This is a genomic window from Sporosarcina sp. FSL K6-1540 (assembly GCF_038620285.1).
GTDB classification, from domain to species: domain Bacteria; phylum Bacillota; class Bacilli; order Bacillales_A; family Planococcaceae; genus Sporosarcina; species Sporosarcina psychrophila.
Genome location: NZ_CP152018.1, coordinates 3316905 through 3336357 on the forward strand (window position 1 = coordinate 3316905; position 19453 = coordinate 3336357).

The window sequence follows — 19453 nt, forward strand, 5'->3', positions numbered from 1 at the left end:
TTTTCACAGATAAAGGTTTCAAATGAAATAATAGTTGTATTTAAAAAGGAGATTTATATGGGTGCATTCTTAGTAGATAATTTAGTCAGTATAGTTGGGGTTTTAATTGCTTTACTTTCTTTACTTTTTTTTATAAAAGAAAAAAATCGCAAAGAATTAAGTTATGAAATCATCTCTAGTACTCCTTTAATAACAAGTGATGAAGAGATTAGAAAAAAGATCAAGATTGTGTTTGAGGATGAAGAAATCAAAGAAGATGTAAGTTTAGTTTTAGTGAGAATTGTAAACACAGGAAATGTTTCGATTAAACAGGAGGATTTTATGGAAGATATTCTCATTGGTGGAGATGGGAAATTTAAAGTTTTTACTGCGGAGTTGAAAGAATCTAGTCCATCTAATATTGGAGTTAAAATAAATAGCGATGCGGGTTTTATGGGATTGATTTTTATTACTCCATTACTTTTAAATCGAAAAGATGAAATGACTTTAAAACTTCTAATTGCATCGTATGAGAATGAATTGAAAGTAAGTAGCAGGATTGTCGGGGTTAGAGAAATTATAAAATTAAAAGAAAAGAATTCACTCAAATTAATCATTTTAGTATCGGGCCTTTTAGTATTCGGGATTAATATTGGGTTAAGTAATGTTATTATGTCCTTTAATTTGAATACATTCGAAACATTTTTCCTTGTATTTTCTATTGGTTTTCTAGTGGCGTCTGTTATTTCGCAATTGCCCAAACTGATGAATTCACGAAGATGACACGTCCATTTGAAGGGTCTTGAAGCCACGTATAAAGTGTTCGAGATTCAATACGCCTTTAATTTTACCCCCCTTAGAAACGATCCTGATAAGCCTGAGGGTTTTTTTCAATCGTAGCCCATGAAATACACCTCACATTTAGGCATTTATTTATCAATCCCACAAGGGGGTGACTAATAGCCATGACAAATCCAGTGATAGCAAGGGGGTCACAAGGTTGTTAATCCCTGTGACTTTCACACACTAAAGAACCAGTCATATCAAGGGTTCGCAGACAGGGAAAGGCACAGCGATAATATGCCACGATCCACCGATACCCCCAGCAATAAAACCAAACAGGCTTGTCACACAATGTCCACACCTTGCAAAGTCAGTGGTAGCAAGGGTTTGCGGTTAGTCCCTCGAATTGTGCCTTTCAAGTGCCTGTAAATGGGGTTCATTTCTCACACTATTACTTAGAACTACTGATAATAAACTCTAATAACAGAAATAGTAATAAGGTCAAAAGATAGTGAAAGAAAACCACTTCCACCTATTAGATAAAACAACACATTAACCTTACTAGAATAGCTATCAATAGATAAAGTAATAGTTAGTCCTTTGAAATATACACTGATTGAACGTAGTGAATGAAGTGGCGTAAGCAAGTACTTGAATCTATCACCAATAATTCAATAGCAGCGATACATATATTCAATTTCCCCTAATGGTCTTAATGACTGTTGGGGGGCTTTTTTATGGGCAAATTTAGTACACCACGGCTTTTGTGTGTTTTACCGAAAAAATTCCCTAACATTTTGTACCCACCCTATAACCGTCAAGATCACCATGAATATAATTATTACTCCAAAATAAATACCCCATAAAAGGAAAGGTGCAGCTGCTATATAACCTCCGTACTTTTCCCAAAAAGTTGGGGCTGGTGGGATGTAGGTATCCTTAAACCCCTCTTTGTAAGCCACCAATACATAGGGAATCATATATTCAGCCCTTTCACTATCTATTTCTCCAGTCCCGACCCTTTCCCATAAGACATTTTGATATTCTTCATATCCATTCTCTTTTCCTAAGCGACCGTCTTTTTGTCCAATGGGTAAAGCAATTTTGTATGCCTCTTTCCTTGCATCCTCTAAACATTGTCCTGAATGGCAATGATATGTTCTATTAGAATTCTTTTTATGCCCCCCATAAGAATCCGTATTCCCACCGTGTGCTAATGTTCCATAAGGAAATAACAACACAAAAAAAAGACAAATAAGAATACTCGTTTGGATCTTCCTCAATCTTTTCATTACCATAGTACCCCCCATTTATCCCCCTATAAGTTGAACACTTTCTACCATCCTATATCTACGTCCCCCCTATATACTTCACGCGTGGTATATAGATCTTTTGACCTCATCTTTTCTCTTTTTCTTTTAAGAATTTAATTTGAAGGTCTAGTTCTTGTTTGTTGAAACCTGTGCGTAGCCATAAATCGGTTTTTTCGTTATTTTAGAATAGTTGCAAGACAAAAAAGGGATCAATTCAGTGTAAACCGACTCACCCCCTCGTTATATTCTCCAGTTTATTCGTCATTACGGATTCCAATCACACGCATTACCATCATTGTCTCTATCTAAATCGTGTGGGTCTGAATAAGGTCCCCCGTTTGCCAAATAGAACGACTGGGCATCCCTTTGAGTGTCAAAATCACTGCAATTATGGTCTATCGATGAATAAGTATATGAGGAAACGTTTGAATAAACACTTTCATAATCCTCATCTTCTACATATTCTTCACTTTCGTTTTCACCGTCATATTCACTGTCATATGAATATTCATCCCATTCACTCGGGGGATTTAAGCCGATTATTATCAATGTACAAAGTACACCGAGAATAAACCCCCATATTGCTTTTTCCATAAAACCACCTACTTAGAAATATTTACCTAAGCATATCACAACCTATTGTACTAGATAAAATAATCAACTAAAGTAGGGAAGATAGTGATTTAAATGGGGGATAATAAGGAGTATTGCCCACATTACAATGCCGATCTATTATTAAACTGGTGTTTGTGTAAAAATGTGCAGATATTCATTAGTTTTCTCTTGTAGGCATGGTACATTTAATATTTATGAAATACTTTTTTGCACAATAGAGAATTGAGATTTGAAAGGAGAGTAATTTGATGAAGTTAAAACATTTTAAGGTTGTAATTGTTATAATCTTGATTGTTATCTTTTTGGGTTCGTTAATAATAAATGGGTTAGTTACTTTTTGGGGAAATCATTTAGAGTGGGGAAGTGGGAGTAAAGATATTTGGATAGGATTTTGGGGAAGTATATTGGGCGGTTTAATAGGGTGTTTAGGAGTTATATTTACTACATATTTTTTGATTAGCAATGAAGATAGAAAACAAAGGGATTTAATTTTGTTGAATTTGGAATTAGAAACTATTAAACATATTAACATAAACTTGTCTGAAGTTGAGACCTCATTCAATAGATTTTCTGAAATCGCCGAGGATTATATAAAAAAAGTTGGTAATAATGTAACAGGAACAGTAACAACAGAACTAAGAGATATGTTCTATAAAGAGTGGAAAAATTTAGAGAAGTTATCTGGACGATTTTATAACAATGAAAGTCTTTCTTCTGAAGATATGAGTGCATTTAGCAATTTACTTTCAGATTTAAGAAAAAATGTAAAGTATATAGGTTGGAGAGTTAGAGATTGTAAGAGAAGTAATGCTACAAAAACACTAGAAGAGTTTTCACAACTTCATTATAAGGCTGAAGATGTAATAGATGGACTAATGCGGGAATTAAACATTAGGCATGTGGAAGAATATTTAAAATTCTCTGATGCAAGAGAGTCAAAAATTGATATTAGAGATAGCATGAAGAAAGTATTAAATAAAATAAAACAAGAAAAAGAAAATAATCTTCAGAAACCTTGATCTATAAGGGGGGCGACTTTTTTCTTGAAAGAGAATAGATAAGAGTAATAACTAAATATCTGCGGCAGATAAATCGGCTTTGCTATTTAGTTCTACACTCCCGTACTATTAGTAGAATACAAAATATCGATAGCTATGTTCTAGAATTTTTAAAGTTCATACCAAAAATTAACATATTCGTACGGATATTTTGCAAAAAGATTTCGTATTTGGTGTAAGTGGGATTCATTGAAAGTTCTTGTAAGGTACAACGAGAAACTAATACTGAAAATTCAGAGGTTGAAAAAGCTTCTACAATTATTAGTGATATACTCTTCATTGGTGGATTCGACTATGTTTGACCTATAAATATAAGGATGTTAGGCATAATAGGAGGGACAGATATGAAACATTGTATATACTTTAAGAAAACTGAACCTGATGTTACATTCATATCCGAGGAACATATTTTCCCTGCTGGAATTGGAGGTATTCAAAAACTTCCTTTAAAATATGTAAGTCATAATTGTAATAATGCTTTTTCAGCAATGGAACTACCTTTCATGAGAAATTCACTAATTGCACTCCCGCGTCAATTTTATGGACCAGGTAAAAGAGGAAATTTAAATCCTAAAAATGCAACAAAGTCCTCAGTGAGTTTAATGAATGGAGTTAATGATCCTAAATCCATTGAATTTGGATATATTAGTTTAGGGCAACCGTACAGTATTCCTCAATTAAAATTTAAATTGAATGGTACATGCCATTTTACTTCAGATAGTTCTTTAGGTGATGTTAATAAACAGACCTCAGATTTTATTAAGTTATTGGAAAAATTCAAAGGTAAATATAAATTGTTTGAAAATGAACAGTTAAGTCAGCATGAGTTTATTGTTGGTTATTCAGAAAATAACTGGTATGTAGCTTTAAGTAACACAGACCTAGAAAATGAGGTTAGTAGCTTTATAGAAAAGTTCTTAGAACAAAAACCATTCGAAAATCAAAGTGCTAATTTTGGAACGATACAACCAAATGTAATCCAGACAATTCAGTTTGATGATAGATACTACAGAGTCTGTGCAAAGATAATCTTTAATTATCTAGCTTTTGTTAAAGGACAAGCTTTCGTTTTAGAAAATTGCTTTGATCCACTAAGAGAATGGATAGTAAACGGTGGCGAAAATAAATTTGCTGGTCTTCTCGGCAAAGAGGCTTCTTACTCTATTCCTTTTCCTGAACTATCACATAACCTCTTTATCATACAGGATAAGAAAGTACTAAAAGGTATTATAAGTTTTTATGGTGGTGCATTTGAAACTCAGGTTAATTTGTGCGATGATTTTGAAGGTTATTTTGAAATGGATGGTTTTATTTGCGATTGGAAAAACAGGAAAGAATTTAGATTTGATGATTATGTAAACACGTTAACACATTAAAATAAGAAAGGGCGATTAGACTTTCTTTTAACTGGAGAACTCGTAGTTTTAGACGAATGACCATCCGTAATTTTACTAATAGGTACTTTACTTTCAACTATATGATATTTACTAAACCGTGTCCTTTATGATGTAAGAACTAAGCCGCCAGCAACGATTGAGTGGGTAAATAAAATATGTGACTAACGTTAAATATAATTTCAAGGTAAGTTATTTATAATATATATTGCAGAACGACAACAAGATATATTATAATATAATTAACTCGGTCATAGTTCGAGAACTGTAATATTGAATTACCTTAAAATATAACGTTTGTTTACATAAAATTAAAGTCGGTCGGGGGTTCGAATCCCTCCTGGGACATAATGTAATAAAATTAGTTTGAATAAAAACACCTGAAACATTGTTAATTCAATGTTTCAGGTGTTTTTTATTTGCTGAGAGCCTGGTTGAATTTGATTGTTTTGAACAGTAACTACGCGGATTTCTCACACGACAATTGATTAGCGCGTTTCGACACTATGCTTTTGAAAGAAATATCGATTGATATGTTGTTTATAAAGTTGGAATTTAGAAGTCAGATTTCGTTCATCTTTTTTTTACACAAAAGGAATAGTGACATCAGTTGCCGACAAAAACGAAATTGATGTGTCTGTGTTTATTGTCCACAAACCGTTGAATACTATTAGTTTGACCCTAAACGATTTGATAAGTCATAAGCTTGTGAGTAGAGGCACCGAAGAATAATCAGGCCCACAACGTAAAGTTTGCAAATGATTATCATGAGGTTCCTAGTGTTTAGCTAAGCCGTCGGTCGGGTGACGAATCCCTCCTTGGGCATTAAAAAAAGATGTATGAATGACATCAAATCAGTCTTTTTAGTAAGTAGGGTAAAAGAACAGGATACCAACTGTACTGTATTTATCTCCATTTGCAAACGATTTGCCGGAAGAGGGTCGTGCAGTTGCTGTAGCTTGGAGAGATAAATTCTTAGAACTTGTAGATAGAGAATAAAATCTGATCATAAATAAAAAGTGGACGCAAGTTTTTTATAACTTGCGTCCACTGCTATTTAATAAGCAATAAAACATCACCAGTTGTAATATAGATATTTCCATCTATTTCAACTGTTTTCACTATATTTCTCTTCAAGAAAATTATGCCGCGCTCCTCAACTACTGTTTATTCTTTTTTAAAATGAATTGACCACTCTAAAAAGAATGTGTTACTGTGTATATGAGTATAAACAGTATAACAGTTAAGAAAGGGTGTTTATAAATGAATGAATGGAAAGAAGCATACAGGCTCGCAGCTTTTGAAATAAAGGCTTCAATAAAAAGCTTTCTACTGATCTTGATTTTCTATATTGTGATGAGCCTGATTTTCATGCTGTCGTTCGATGTTTACCTGGAAGGCGAATTCAAATTCTTTGATTTTATGTTCATGCTGATTTTCTTCATGTTTCCGGCCTGGATGAAAGGTAAGGAATTCCAGATGCAGAAGATGGATGGGGATTTATGGACAGCGCCCTCAATTATCATGCTGCAGCAGCTACCGATCTCCAAAAACATCATCGTCAAAAGCCGCTTCATCATTCATGCATTCTGTTCATTTCCGTTCCAGTTGGTTCTGTTCATCGCGATGCCGCTGATGTCGGAGAATTTCCGGGACATGATGACGCCTATCGCTTACATCGCATTCCTGCTGATTTGGCTGGGTTTATCGATTTCCGGCGGCTTTATCATGGCGGCGAGCGAAGCGGGAGGAAATTTCAATACGAGTACCATCGTAAAATCGTTTATTTACTTGGTGATTGGCGCCGTTGCACTTTATTTAATGTTCCCGCTTTTATCAGAGAACGGCTTTATCCACTGGACGATGTCGCTTGCAACTGAATGGACACTGCTGTCAGTCATCGTGGCTATTGTCTTGAGCATTGCGGGCTGTAAATACTGGCAAGCGGATATGAGAAAAACCATTAAGAAAACGGAATATCTGTGAGAGGGGGGCTGGACTTTGCTGCCGATACGCTTATCCAAAGATTCTCGTGAACCGATTTATCACCAGATTGAAAAGCAGCTGAAAGCACTGATTGCAGGAGGCCATTTACCTGCAGGAACGCCGCTTCCATCAATCAGGGTGCTGTCGAAAGACCTGGAGATTAGCGTCATCACGATACGTCGCGCCTATCAGGACCTGGAGTCACAGGGCTTCATCGAAACAGTCCATGGCAAAGGGACTTTTGTCGCGGAAATACAGAACTCCATGAAACAGGAAACGATGACGGCTTCCGTCCAAACGGAATTCGAACGGGCCATCCGCAACGCGATGGATTACGACTATACTGTCGATGAAATCAAAACGGTTTTTGAAGAGACTTTAGAAAAACTCGCGAAAGGGGAATGACAATGCAGCCATGGATTGAAATAAAAGACGCGAATAAAAAGATTGATGATTTTCAGCTCGGGCCTGTCAGTCTAGCGATTGAGCCGGGGACCATCACGGCGCTGGTCGGCAATAACGGCTCTGGCAAAAGCACCTTGCTGAAGCTGATCATGAATCTGGCGAATCTGGACGGAGGAGGGATCAGGGTCTTTGGTAAATCGGTCGACGGGAAAGACGAAAGCTGGAAAAGGCATGTCACGTACCAACCGCAAAACGCTGTTGGCTGGAACGCCTATACAGGAGAGGACCTGAAAAGGCTGATTGCCCCTTTATATACGAAATGGGATGAGAAGCTTTTTGAACGCATGATCCAGCTACTCAACATCCCGCTCGATAAGCGTTTCGGCAAATTATCGCCAGGTCTCCAGCAGAAGCTGAGCCTGTCGCTCGCATTGCCGCGGAATACTGATATCCTGATTCTCGATGAACCTACCGTGTCACTCGACATCCCATCAAAAAAACAATTCATGGATTTGCTTGTCGAGTGGATGGAAAAGGAGGACCGTGCTGTCATCCTGACAACTCATCAGCCGGAGGATCTTCAGAAACTGGCGGATTACTTGTTTCTGATGAAGGACGGGCAGGCGGTCGGCCGGTATGAGAAAGACATGCTCGCTGCCGGATTCCGCCGCTATTGGCTCAAAGAAATGCCAGCGGTGCGAGTACCGGGTGAGGTTTCCCGTTCCGGAAACGAGCTGATATCAGATAATCCTGACACAACGGAACAGTATTTCACGCAACACGAACACAGTGTCATTGACGTCAAAGCCTTGGAACTGGAAGAAATCATCAGCCTTCTGCTGAAGTAGAGAACTAAGAGAGGATGAGAGAAATGGAAACAATGCTTACTGTAGAAGGTTTAGGAAAATCCTTCAAGGATAAGAAGATTGTCTCAAATATTTCCTTCGAAGTGAAAAAGGGAGAGATTATGGCGTTGCTCGGACCGAACGGGGCGGGGAAATCGACGACAATCCGCAACATCATGGGCATCTTGTATCCCGATGAAGGTACGATCGCTTTCCGGAACCGCTCTACGAAAGATATCCCGCGTGATAAAATTGGCTATCTGCCGGAAGAGCGGGGGCTCTACAAAAACGTCAAGGTCATGGACATTCTGCTGTATCTTGCGGACCTGAAGGATTATCCGCTGGACCTAGCTAAAGAACGCGCGCTCGAGTACTTGAAAAAGTTCGGCCTAGAGGGCAAGGATAAAGTATCGGTCGAGGAGTTGTCGAAAGGGACGGGTCAGAAAGTCCAGTTTATCGCCTCCATTCTTCATGAACCGGAACTGCTGATTCTGGATGAGCCGTTCTCAGGTCTTGATCCGGTCAGCCAGGAGCTGTTCAAAGAAGAAATCCGTTCACTGGCCAAAAAAGGCACGGCGATTCTATTGTCTTCGCATCAGATGAACCTTGTCGAAGAGATGGCGGACCGGCTGTTCCTGATTCACCGCGGCACGAAAGTGATCTACGGGACCCTGAGTGATGTCAAAAAGGAATATGCTAATTTCAAATGCACGATCAACGGCAGCAACAGCCGCAGCCTGCTTGAAAACCTGCCAGAAGTCGAGCGGGTCGAACAGAACGGGGCAACGGCTGTGCTTTATCTCACAAAACATGTGCAACCCGCTGTCTGGCTGAAAAATCTTCCAGATGAACTCGACATTCAGGAACTATCGATCGACCGGATTTCGCTCCATGAAATCTTCATAGATATCGCCACGGACAAGAATCTTTTGAAGGAAGTGGGTGAGTTGCATGCGTAACACGATGAAAGTCGCCAAATGGGAAATCAAACGCAATATGAAAAGCAAGTCGTTCATCATCGGCCTATTCCTGACACCAATCATCTTCCTAGCATTTTTCCTGCTGCCGGACCTGTTCAGTTCGGATGATGAAGCAGCGACAACGACAGTCTACGTCAATGACCAGTTCGGGGTCTACGGACAATTGGAAGCAGCAGTAGCAAATACCGAATGGCAGATGGAACAGACAGACACCACAGAACAGGAAGCCACCTCAGCGCTTGAAGGCAAAGAAGACGCTGCGTATATCTTCATCGACGAACAGGCAATTGAAACCGGAAAAGTTGCAGTTTACACGCATGAAGATACGAGTTCAGCCTTCATGGATGAAGTCCAGATCCTCGGTGGTCCGCTACAGATGCTGCAGATCGAACAGCTCGGCCTGACACAGGAAGAAGCGGCAGTTGTCGCGCAGGGAGTCGTCTTTGAAGATGCTTCAGAAAAACCGGAAGAAGGCGGCCTGTTCAGTGAAAACATGCTGGAACGTGTGATTCCAGGAGCATTTGCCGCTGTCGTCATGCTGTCAATTGTCTTCACCGGAATGGCAATCTTCCAAAGCGCGTCCCAGGAGAAGAAAGACAAAATTGCTGAGATTATTCTGTCGTCTTTAACGCCTGCAGAACTGATGCAAGGCAAGATCATCGGCTATTTTGTCCTCGGTATCATCCAGGTCGTTGTCTATATTGTCATCGCGCTGCCGGTGCTCATCTGGAAAATCGATTTTCCGATTATTGAGTATCTGTTAGTGCCCGAAATTCTAGTGCTAATATTCATTTCTATCCTCGGATACCTGCTCTATGCGGCGCTATTCGTCGGAATCGGTGCCACAATGGCTGATATCTCGACAGCGGGGAATTTCCAGGGCATGGTCATGATGTTACCATTCAGCCCATTCCTTTTCATTGGACCAGTCTTCAGCGATCCAAGCGGATTCTGGGCGCAGCTTGGAAGCTATATCCCGTTTACATCACCTGGCGTTCTCATTATGCGCCTGTCACTTCTTGAAGAATGGCCGTGGGTGCAAATCATTATCGCTATCGGAATTCTTGTCGTCAGCGTCTGGGTCTTCATGAAACTTGCGGGCAAAGTCTTCAAGATTGGCATCCTGATGTATGGCAAGAACGCTACACCGGGCGAAATTTGGAAATGGATTCGGGCGTAAAAAAATAGAGCTTGCTAATCAACAATATCTATTAACCTTATAAATTATAGAATAGAAAACTTTCTTGCACATGTGTTCATTAACTAAAAATAACCAATAAATAACTTAATTGACTACTAGGCGCTCGGTGTACAGTTGCTTCTGGCTCGCATTGAATTGAACAACTTCTTTATATAACTGAGCTATTTTGATGTATAGGAATGCGACTTCGCCGCATTCCTATACATCTTCTTCAGTAATCGTCTGGTGGTCGTTCATCCGTCGCGCCCCAAAGGCAAAGGTACACGAAGTGCTAATGCTTTTGGAAACGAGGGAATGGAGGGTTCCGAACTGGGTAAAATCCTCCAAAGATGCAATTTTGGCGGCTGAAGCTTTCTCTATGGTCTTTTCTTATTTTAGGAAGTGTCACTTTCTATAGGAGCTTACCTGATGTGGAGTTTAAGCCTTATTAAAGAACACATTGTGCAATGTACCAGAGTGCCCGAAATTGCATCTTCGGGCACCGATACCTTGTGAAAAAGGTTGCTCTTCTTTACTTCTAAAGCAACAGCATTTTTCACTTGAATAGTGTGCCGAAAGCGAACCGGAAATGATCCAGTGAAAATGGGTTTTCAAGCTTATGCATATCTGTTATTTATGCAAGAAAATGGTTAATCAACAGACGTGACTTTCTTATTTAGTAAGGTAGAGAGATTTGACCCTTTGCAATCTTAACTGTAGATTGCCGAGGCACTGTGCTAATTCCAAAAGTATTCACGTAAAGTCGTCAAACCCTTTTGATAAGGTTTTGACTTTTTTTTGTCCGGATAAACGCTGTTTCAAATACAAGATTTTAGGCAAAGAACGAAATGTATTGTGTGAAAATGAAGACGGCTGTATTTCTTAAGGGAACAGATGTCGAATTCTGGTAAAAGAATTCGGGAGATTTTGAAAAAAGCGGGGTCTTAAACTAATTCTCATGGGGGTTGACCTGAAGGGGGCGCAAGAAATTCTCCGCTGTCGAGAACAATAAATACAGTCCGATTAAAGTTTTTTATTTACCGTAAATTCTGGATGGGGTAAAAACCATCCAGAATATTTATGAGTAATGAAAAACATGTAAAACATGAAACTCACAATTTTGTCTCCTATTATTAATAATTTTTTAGCCAATATTACAGGGGTTTTACTGGTACTGACCAAGTATAGAGAAGAAGCGGGTGACGAATTGATGGAATACCTTTTCAGATGGCGAAAGCTCTCGAGTTGCGGGGCTAATGATTCCAACGGTTCTTCGAATGATTGGTGTTTCTATTGGTATTTTAACTGTAAATCGTGGTGTAGAATCGTAAAAAGTGCTTTCGGGTAAAATAGTTACACCGATACCTGCTGCTACTAACCCTTTGATGGCATCCATATCTTCTCCTTCTGATGAAGTTTTCGGTGTGAAGCCAACGCTATTACATGCTTCTACTGCGATTTTTTTTAGTACATATCCTTCTGGAAATAATATGAAATCATCGTTTCTTAAATCAATAAGTTGTAGCTTCTCACGTTTTGCAAAGGGGTGATTCGAAGGTAAAAGTACAGAGAAATTTTCAGTAAATAAAATAGATGTGTTGATCGAGTCATCTTTTGGAGGAAGCGGTCCTAAAAAGGCAAGATTTAGTTCCCTTTTATTCACAGCATCGATCAAATAATTATATGATCCTTGACGTAAATGAAACGCTACATTGGGATATTCTTTTTTAAACGCTGAAATGACAGTAGGTAATAGGTGACCAGCTAAACTAGTAGGAAATCCAATTTTGATAGTCCCTTTATCTGGATCTAAATATTCGTCTATTTGTTTTTTCGCATAATCAATCGCTTGCAAAGCAGAAATGCTATGTTCTGAAAAAATCTTGCCAATTTGTGTTAACTTCACATTTCTACCAACACGTTCAAATAATTCTACTCCAAGTTCATCTTCTAAATTTGCAATTTGTCTACTTACAGCTGATTGGGCTACATGCAAATGAATAGCTGCTTCTGAAATATGTTCACGTTCTGCTACTTCGATAAAGTACCTCAACTGGCGTATTTCCATACTTCCCTCCTAATCTATCTCAAAAACAGATCATTTATATCCAAATTATATATTGTTTGTATTAGTTTGAAAACATATAATATTAGTAAGTTACTTTTTATGGAAAATGGAGGGGTTCAAATGACATTTCATCAATTACCGAAAGCACAGGGCATGTATGATCCAACGTTTGAACATGACGCATGCGGGATAGGTTTATATGCACATATAAAAGGAAATGCAACACATGATATCGTAGAAAAAGGATTAGAAATGTTATGTCGACTTGATCACCGTGCGGGACGTGGAAGCGATGGTCAAACGGGTGATGGTGCAGGACTGATGGTACAGATACCAGATGTTTATTTTCGTGTTGTGTGTAATGAATGGGATTTGCCGGAAAAAGGAGCTTATGGCGTAGGAATGCTATTTTTTACAGACAATAATGAAGAACGTGCGGGCATTGAACAAAAAATTAACGACATGATTATTGCGCAAGGGCAAGAACTCATCGGGTGGAGAACAGTTCCAATTAACGCTAGTGTTCTAAGTGAAAAAGCAAAAGAAACAGTACCAGTCGTTCGTCAAGTATTCATCAAAGCAATAAACGCAACTGATTCACTTGCATTTGAACGTAAATTATATATCATTCGAAAACAAGTGGAGCACTGGGCACTACAACAGGATAAAAAATTCTATTGTGCAAGTCTATCAAGTCAGACAATCGTCTATAAAGGATTACTTACTCCCAAAGAGGTGAATCTTTTTTACGTGGATCTTCAAGATGAGCTATTTACATCTGCCTTTTCATTAGTACATTCTCGCTATAGTACCAATACATTTCCAAGTTGGGAAAGAGCACATCCAAACAGATATATTGTTCATAACGGCGAAATAAATACATTACGTGGAAATATTAACTGGATGAAAGCACGGGAACAACAATTTGTATCAGAAGCATTTGGGGAGGATCTTCCAAAACTTTTGCCAATCATTGATACAAATGGGAGCGACTCTTCCATGTTAGATAATGCATTTGAATTTTTTGTACTTGCTGGTAGAAAACCAGCTCACGCTGCCATGATGTTAATACCAGAACCTTGGACAGAAAACCCTCATATAACTGAGGAGAAAAAGGCTTTCTATTCTTATCACAGCAGTTTAATGGAGCCATGGGATGGACCAACAGCTATTTCATTTACAGATGGGAAACAAATTGGGGCAATTTTAGATCGCAATGGTTTACGACCAGCTCGGTACTATGTGACAAAAGATGATTATATTATTTTCTCTTCTGAAGTAGGGGTAGTAGATGTAGAAGAAGAAAATATTTTATACAAAGAACGTTTAACCCCTGGAAGAATGCTACTTGTTGATTTAGAACAAGGTCGTATTATTTCAGATGAAGAAATTAAATCAGATATGGCAAATGCATTACCTTACCAACAATGGTTAGACGAAAATTTAGTAACTATTACATCTGAAATGGAAGAACCAGAGCAAATAGATGATTTGTTGTTCAAACAAAAAGCATTTGGCTACACATATGAAGATATTCAAAAATACATGATTCCGATTGCGTTAGATGGCAAAGACCCAATTGGATCAATGGGGAATGATACACCACTAGCCGTTTTATCAGATCGACCACAATCGTTATTTAATTATTTTAAACAGCTCTTTGCACAAGTAACAAATCCACCAATAGATTCAATTCGTGAGCATATTGTGACATCTACAATGACGCTACTTGGAGCAGAAGGAGATTTACTGCATCCAAATCGATCTAATAGCGAACGAATCTTTTTAGACACACCTATTTTAACAAATAGCCAGTTTAGCCAATTAAACGATATGAAATCAAACAAATTCCGAAGTGCAACTATAGATTTAACTATGTCTGCAAATTTAGAAATCGATTTATGCCATGTTTCTAAACAAGCGGATGAATATATAGCACAAGGAATAGCCTTGCTCATACTTTCCGACCGACTGTTGGATGTAAAGCAATCTACAATTCCAGTCCTACTAGCTGCAAGTAGCCTCCATCAACATTTACTTCGCACAGGAAATCGAACGAAGGTAAGTATTATTGTGGAATCTGGTGAAGCAAGAGAAGTACATCAATTTGCTGCTCTGATTGGATTTGGGGTAGATGCGATTAATCCATATCTTGCTTATGCAACGATTGCAGAAGCAATAGAAGAAGGGCATATTGATAGTAGTTATGCAGTAGCGGTTGCGAAATATAGTCAAGGTATTACAGATGGTGTAGTGAAAGTAATGTCGAAAATGGGTATTTCAACTGTTCAAAGTTATCGCGGAGCTCAAATTTTTGAAGCAGTAGGGATTAGTAAAAAAGTGATTGAACGTTATTTTTCAGGAACTGTTTCTCAATTAGGAGGTATTAATCTAGAAACAATCGTGGAAGAAGCGCATAAAAGACATCAAGCAGCTATAGATTCCACTGGGGCTTCTTTAGATTCAGGTAGCGATTTCCAGTGGAGAAGTACTGGTGAACATCATGCATTTAATCCGAAAACAATCCACACACTTCAGTGGGCTACTCGAAAAGCGGATTACGGTTTATATAGACAATATGCAGAAATGGCAAATGAAGAGCGTATTGGATTTTTGCGTAATTTATTGACATTTAAAAAAGATGTTAAATGTATTCCACTGGAAGAAGTCGAGTCTGTAGATTCCATTGTCAAACGATTTAAAACGGGAGCGATGTCGTTTGGTTCATTAAGCAAAGAAGCCCATGAAACACTTGCTATTGCGATGAATCGCCTAGGTGGTAAAAGTAATAGTGGGGAAGGTGGAGAACATCCTAGCCGTTATGAACTAGATGCCAATGGAGATAACCGAAGAAGTGCCATTAAACAAATAGCGTCTGGTCGATTTGGAGTGAAAAGTCATTATTTAGTGCAAGCAGATGAACTGCAAATTAAAATGGCGCAAGGTGCCAAACCGGGCGAAGGTGGTCAGTTACCAGGTAATAAAGTATACCCGTGGGTAGCCGATGTTCGTGGATCGACAACTGGAGTTGGATTAATATCTCCACCTCCACATCATGATATTTATTCGATTGAAGATATGGCGCAATTAATTCATGACTTAAAAAATACGAATAGAACTGCTCGTATTAGTGTGAAACTAGTGGCGAAATCGGGTGTTGGAACGATTGCTGCTGGGGTGGCAAAAGGTGCAGCAGATGTGATTGTCATTAGTGGATATGACGGTGGAACAGGTGCATCTCCTAAAACGAGCATTAAACATACGGGACTACCTTGGGAGCTAGGACTCGCAGAAGCGCATCAAACATTAATATTAAACGGTTTACGTGATAGAGTGAGACTGGAAACAGATGGGAAATTGATGACTGGTAAAGACGTTGTAATGGCTGCCTTACTTGGAGCTGAGGAGTATGGATTTGCAACAGCTCCATTAATCGTTTTAGGCTGTATTATGATGCGTGCGTGTCATCTAGACACTTGTCCAGTCGGAATTGCGACTCAAAATCCGGAACTTCGCAATAAATTCACAGGAAGTGCTGATTATGTTGTGAATTTTATGAAATTCGTAGCGGAAGAAGTTCGTGAGTATATGGCGTTACTTGGATTCAGAACAGTAGAAGAAATGGTAGGACGTGCGGATGTGCTAGAAGTTAGTGATCGTGCAAAAGAACATTGGAAAGCAAAACAATTGGATTTAACGGCATTGCTTTATCAGCCAGAGGGAGCACGTACGTTTAAAATTCCACAAAATCATAAAATAGAACAATCATTTGACTTACGTGAATTATTACCAAAAGTAGAACATGCTATTCTAAGTGAATCCAAAGTGGAATTGAATTATCCAATTGCAAACACGGACCGTGTAGTAGGCACGATTATTGGAAGCGAAATATCCAAACTATATGGTGCTAGAGGATTAGCCCACGATTCGATCACACTTCGATTTACCGGAGCAGCCGGGCAAAGTTTTGGTGCGTTTATACCAAAAGGGATGTCTATGTATGTAACAGGGGATGTAAATGATTATTTTGGCAAAGGATTATCTGGTGGAAAACTGATTGTCACTGCACCTATTCAAGGTGTTGCTGAAGAAAATGTTATTGCTGGAAATGTTGCGCTATACGGTGCAACAAGTGGAACTGCATTTATAAATGGACGTGCTGGAGAGCGCTTTGCAGTTCGAAATAGTGGAGTAGATGTTGTCGTAGAAGGCATTGGGGATCATGGCTGTGAATATATGACAGGTGGTCGTGCTGTCATATTAGGGGATGTTGGGAAAAATTTCGGCGCAGGAATGTCTGGCGGCATTGCGTATGTACTTGTTGATGACTTGGATGGATTAAAACAAAAATGTAACACAGAAATGATTGGATTTGAACGAATTGAATTATCAGAAGAAAAACATGCGATTCGCCAATTAATTATGAATCATTATTATTACACGAAAAGCACGAAAGCTATGAACATACTAGATAAATGGGAGGAAAATGTTCAAAGATTTGTAAAGGTCGTGCCAAATGATTATAAGAAAATGCTCGAAAAAATCGCTGACTTTAAAAGGGATGGTTTAACGGATGATGCAGCTGCAATGCAAGCATTTTTAGCAACTTCCGTGAACCCAGAAATAAAGCCACTCGCGCTTGTGAAAAAATAAGGGAGGGGGAATAGTAAATGGGTAAACCTACTGGATTTATGGATTATAAACGAGAAAAAGGAAAGGAAGAAGCCCCTCTCAGACGTATTAAAAACTGGGGAGAGTATGCCTCGAAGTTAACAGATGAAGCACTTCAAACACAAGGTGCAAGATGTATGGATTGTGGGACTCCTTTTTGCCATATGGGGATTGAAATACAAGGTGCGACTGCCGGTTGTCCTATTAATAACTTAATCCCTGAGTGGAATGATTTAGTGTATAAAGGAAAGTGGCAGGAAGCACTAGAAAGATTATCGATGACAAATAATTTTCCAGAATTTACTGGTCGTGTTTGTCCAGCTCCTTGCGAAGGATCTTGTACACTTGCCATTTCAGATCCAGCAATATCGATTAAAAATATTGAGCGTACTATTATCGATAAAGGATTTGAAAATGGCTGGATAGTACCTAGAATTCCAGTAGAGCGCACAGGGAAAAAAATTGCTATAGTCGGCTCTGGACCTGCTGGACTTGCAAGCGCAGATGAGTTAAATCAAGCGGGTCATTCTGTAACTGTATTTGAACGTGCGGACCGTGTTGGTGGACTACTCATGTATGGCATTCCAAATATGAAACTAGAAAAAGATGTAGTTGAACGTCGAATTCAGTTACTCCAGCAAGAAGGAATCGATTTTGTGTTAAATACGGAAATTGGTAAAGATATTTCATCAGATCAATTAAAAGCTGAATTCGATGCGATTATTTTATGTATCGGCGCACAGAAACAACGTGAACTTCGCATGGAAGGTAGCGATTCAAATGGAGTTCATCTTGCAATGGATTACTTAACTTTTACTACCAAAAGTTTGCTGGATTCTAATTTTGCTGACGGGCAATTTATCAATACAAAAGGGAAAGATGTCATCATAATTGGTGGAGGAGATACGGGGGCAGACTGTGTGGCAACTGCAATTCGTCAAAACTGTAAATCAGTTGTCCAGTTCGGAAAACATCCACAGCTACCAGATACAAGAGCGGAAGACAATTTGTGGCCAACCGATTCGAATATTTACAAATTGGAATATGCTTATGAGGAAGCGGAAGCTAAATATGGCAAAGATCCTCGTGAATACTTAATCCAAACAACGAGAATGGTCGCAGATGAGAAAGGAAATTTAAAAGAGCTTCATACAATTCATATGGAAAAAATACTAGGGGAAGATGGGGTTCATTTCTTTAAAGCAATACCTGGTACAGAAAAAATTTGGCCTGTACAATTTGTGTTTGTTGCAATTGGATTTGAAGGAGCAGAGCTTTCATTACCAAATCAATTGGGCGTGAACATTGTAAACAAAAAAATTGCCGCAACAACAAAAGATTATGCAACAAATGTAGATGGCGTATTTACTGCAGGAGATGCGAGAAAAGGTCAAAGTCTTATCGTTTGGGCCATTAAAGAAGGGCAAGATGTAGCGAAAAAAGTCAATGAGTATGTAAGTAAGCAGTCAGTCATTTGCTAATACGGCAGCGTTGGAGGAAGCTGAACAGATGTATGCAGGGGTCACTCTGGAACCGGCTAGATCGCTTTTCGAGAAGCTGGATATCAAAGTGTTCCTATAGGGAGTTAACTTCAAGAGGGATTCTAGAAGTGAGATTTCGTTCATCTTATTGCAACACAAAAGGAATAGTTACATCAGTTGTCGACAAAAACGAAATTGATGTGTACTGCGTTTATTGTCCACAAACCGATGAAATGCTATTACTTTGAGCCTAAACGATTTGATAAGTCATTTAGCTTGAGAGTAGATGCACCGAAGAATAATCAGTTACACAACGTAAAATTTGCAAAAGATTATCGTGAGGTTCCTGGCGTCTAGCTAAGCCGTCGGTCGGGGGCTCGAATCCCTCCTTGGACAAAAAATATATGAATGATATCAAACTAGTTTTTTTAGTAAGTAGAGTAAAAGAACAGTCATCATCAGAATGCGACACTTACTGATGCTGGTAAAGACTACTTAAAACAGAAAATGAGTGCCAAAAGAAAGTTAGGTTAGTCAAAGTAAAATAGGGGACGTTTCTTTTAAAAGTCGAATTACCCAAAACGGGGTAGTCGGCTTTTTTGATATCACAAATAGTAAGGAGAATTCACTATGATCTTTTCCTTTTCAAGATTAATTCTCTACACAATGCGAAGATGCGGCAAGGTTCATCAATT

Annotated in this window: 13 protein-coding genes and 1 pseudogene; 11 read left to right on the forward strand and 3 right to left on the reverse strand. The window is 38.8% G+C overall.

The window, feature by feature from the left end:
• The first annotated feature begins 57 nt into the window (after nt 1-57).
• Nucleotides 58-762, forward strand: coding sequence for a hypothetical protein (locus MKY15_RS15690; protein ID WP_342537954.1), 705 nt, complete (start codon nt 58-60; stop codon nt 760-762).
• 773 nt (nt 763-1535) lie between these two features.
• On the opposite strand, the gene MKY15_RS15695 is transcribed toward MKY15_RS15690, so the two are convergent.
• The gene (locus tag MKY15_RS15695; RefSeq protein WP_342537955.1) at nt 1536-2054 is read right to left on the reverse strand and encodes a hypothetical protein; all 519 of its coding nucleotides are present in this window, start codon (nt 2052-2054) and stop codon (nt 1536-1538) included.
• Nucleotides 2055-2339: 285 nt separating this feature from the next.
• The gene (locus MKY15_RS15700; protein WP_342537956.1) at nt 2340-2669 is read right to left on the reverse strand and encodes a hypothetical protein; all 330 of its coding nucleotides are present in this window, start codon (nt 2667-2669) and stop codon (nt 2340-2342) included.
• Nucleotides 2670-2938: 269 nt separating this feature from the next.
• Here MKY15_RS15700 and MKY15_RS15705 point away from each other — a divergent pair, with 269 nt between their 5' ends.
• The 7 genes from MKY15_RS15705 (at nt 2939) to MKY15_RS15735 (ending at nt 10538) form a co-directional block, all read left to right on the forward strand.
• A complete protein-coding gene (locus MKY15_RS15705; RefSeq protein WP_342537957.1) occupies nt 2939-3709 on the forward strand; it encodes a hypothetical protein in 771 nt (256 codons plus the stop codon).
• Between the two features lie 383 nt (nt 3710-4092).
• Nucleotides 4093-5124, forward strand: coding sequence for a hypothetical protein (locus MKY15_RS15710; protein ID WP_342537958.1), 1032 nt, complete (start codon nt 4093-4095; stop codon nt 5122-5124).
• A 1281-nt stretch (nt 5125-6405) separates the two neighbouring features.
• Nucleotides 6406-7128, forward strand: a complete 723-nt coding sequence (locus MKY15_RS15715; RefSeq protein ID WP_342537959.1) for a hypothetical protein — start codon at nt 6406-6408, stop codon at nt 7126-7128.
• Between the two features lie 15 nt (nt 7129-7143).
• Nucleotides 7144-7533, forward strand: coding sequence for a GntR family transcriptional regulator (locus tag MKY15_RS15720; RefSeq protein WP_067207939.1), 390 nt, complete (start codon nt 7144-7146; stop codon nt 7531-7533).
• Between the two features lie 2 nt (nt 7534-7535).
• Nucleotides 7536-8381: an ABC transporter ATP-binding protein gene (locus MKY15_RS15725; RefSeq protein WP_187047402.1), complete on the forward strand. Its 846-nt coding sequence runs from the start codon at nt 7536-7538 to the stop codon at nt 8379-8381.
• Between the two features lie 23 nt (nt 8382-8404).
• Nucleotides 8405-9337, forward strand: a complete 933-nt coding sequence (locus MKY15_RS15730; protein WP_342537963.1) for an ATP-binding cassette domain-containing protein — start codon at nt 8405-8407, stop codon at nt 9335-9337.
• Entirely contained in the window at nt 9330-10538 is a 1209-nt protein-coding gene (locus MKY15_RS15735) for an ABC transporter permease (RefSeq protein WP_342537965.1), read from the forward strand. The genes MKY15_RS15730 and MKY15_RS15735 overlap by 8 nt, the downstream gene beginning before the upstream one ends.
• Before the next feature lie 1165 nt (nt 10539-11703).
• Here the strand turns inward: MKY15_RS15735 and MKY15_RS15740 are convergent.
• Nucleotides 11704-12606 (reverse strand): LysR family transcriptional regulator, encoded by a 903-nt coding sequence (locus MKY15_RS15740; RefSeq protein ID WP_342537966.1) that lies wholly within the window; start codon nt 12604-12606, stop codon nt 11704-11706.
• A gap of 120 nt (nt 12607-12726) precedes the next feature.
• On the opposite strand from MKY15_RS15740, the gene gltB reads away from it, so the two are divergent.
• From gltB to MKY15_RS15755, 3 genes and pseudogenes are all read left to right on the forward strand, one after another.
• A complete protein-coding gene (gene gltB / locus MKY15_RS15745; protein ID WP_342537967.1) occupies nt 12727-17259 on the forward strand; it encodes a glutamate synthase large subunit in 4533 nt (1510 codons plus the stop codon).
• Between the two features lie 17 nt (nt 17260-17276).
• Nucleotides 17277-18758, forward strand: coding sequence for a glutamate synthase small subunit (gltD, locus tag MKY15_RS15750; RefSeq protein ID WP_342537969.1), 1482 nt, complete (start codon nt 17277-17279; stop codon nt 18756-18758).
• 95 nt (nt 18759-18853) lie between these two features.
• A pseudogene (locus tag MKY15_RS15755) lies at nt 18854-19115 on the forward strand (group I intron-associated PD-(D/E)XK endonuclease); the annotation flags it as partial.
• Nucleotides 19116-19453 lie beyond the last annotated feature (338 nt).

What these genes read in the sequence shown, in the direction of transcription:
- MKY15_RS15690 (WP_342537954.1), top strand. Translation starts at nt 58, where the DNA reads ATGGGTGCATTCTTAGTAGATAATTTAGTCAGTATAGTTGGGGTTTTA.
- MKY15_RS15695 (WP_342537955.1), bottom strand. Translation starts at nt 2,054, where the DNA reads ATGAAAAGATTGAGGAAGATCCAAACGAGTATTCTTATTTGTCTTTTT.
- MKY15_RS15700 (WP_342537956.1), bottom strand. Translation starts at nt 2,669, where the DNA reads ATGGAAAAAGCAATATGGGGGTTTATTCTCGGTGTACTTTGTACATTG.
- MKY15_RS15705 (WP_342537957.1), top strand. Translation starts at nt 2,939, where the DNA reads ATGAAGTTAAAACATTTTAAGGTTGTAATTGTTATAATCTTGATTGTT.
- MKY15_RS15710 (WP_342537958.1), top strand. Translation starts at nt 4,093, where the DNA reads ATGAAACATTGTATATACTTTAAGAAAACTGAACCTGATGTTACATTC.
- MKY15_RS15715 (WP_342537959.1), top strand. Translation starts at nt 6,406, where the DNA reads ATGAATGAATGGAAAGAAGCATACAGGCTCGCAGCTTTTGAAATAAAG.
- MKY15_RS15725 (WP_187047402.1), top strand. Translation starts at nt 7,536, where the DNA reads ATGCAGCCATGGATTGAAATAAAAGACGCGAATAAAAAGATTGATGAT.
- MKY15_RS15730 (WP_342537963.1), top strand. Translation starts at nt 8,405, where the DNA reads ATGGAAACAATGCTTACTGTAGAAGGTTTAGGAAAATCCTTCAAGGAT.
- MKY15_RS15735 (WP_342537965.1), top strand. Translation starts at nt 9,330, where the DNA reads ATGCGTAACACGATGAAAGTCGCCAAATGGGAAATCAAACGCAATATG.
- MKY15_RS15740 (WP_342537966.1), bottom strand. Translation starts at nt 12,606, where the DNA reads ATGGAAATACGCCAGTTGAGGTACTTTATCGAAGTAGCAGAACGTGAA.
- gltB (WP_342537967.1), top strand. Translation starts at nt 12,727, where the DNA reads ATGACATTTCATCAATTACCGAAAGCACAGGGCATGTATGATCCAACG.
- gltD (WP_342537969.1), top strand. Translation starts at nt 17,277, where the DNA reads ATGGGTAAACCTACTGGATTTATGGATTATAAACGAGAAAAAGGAAAG.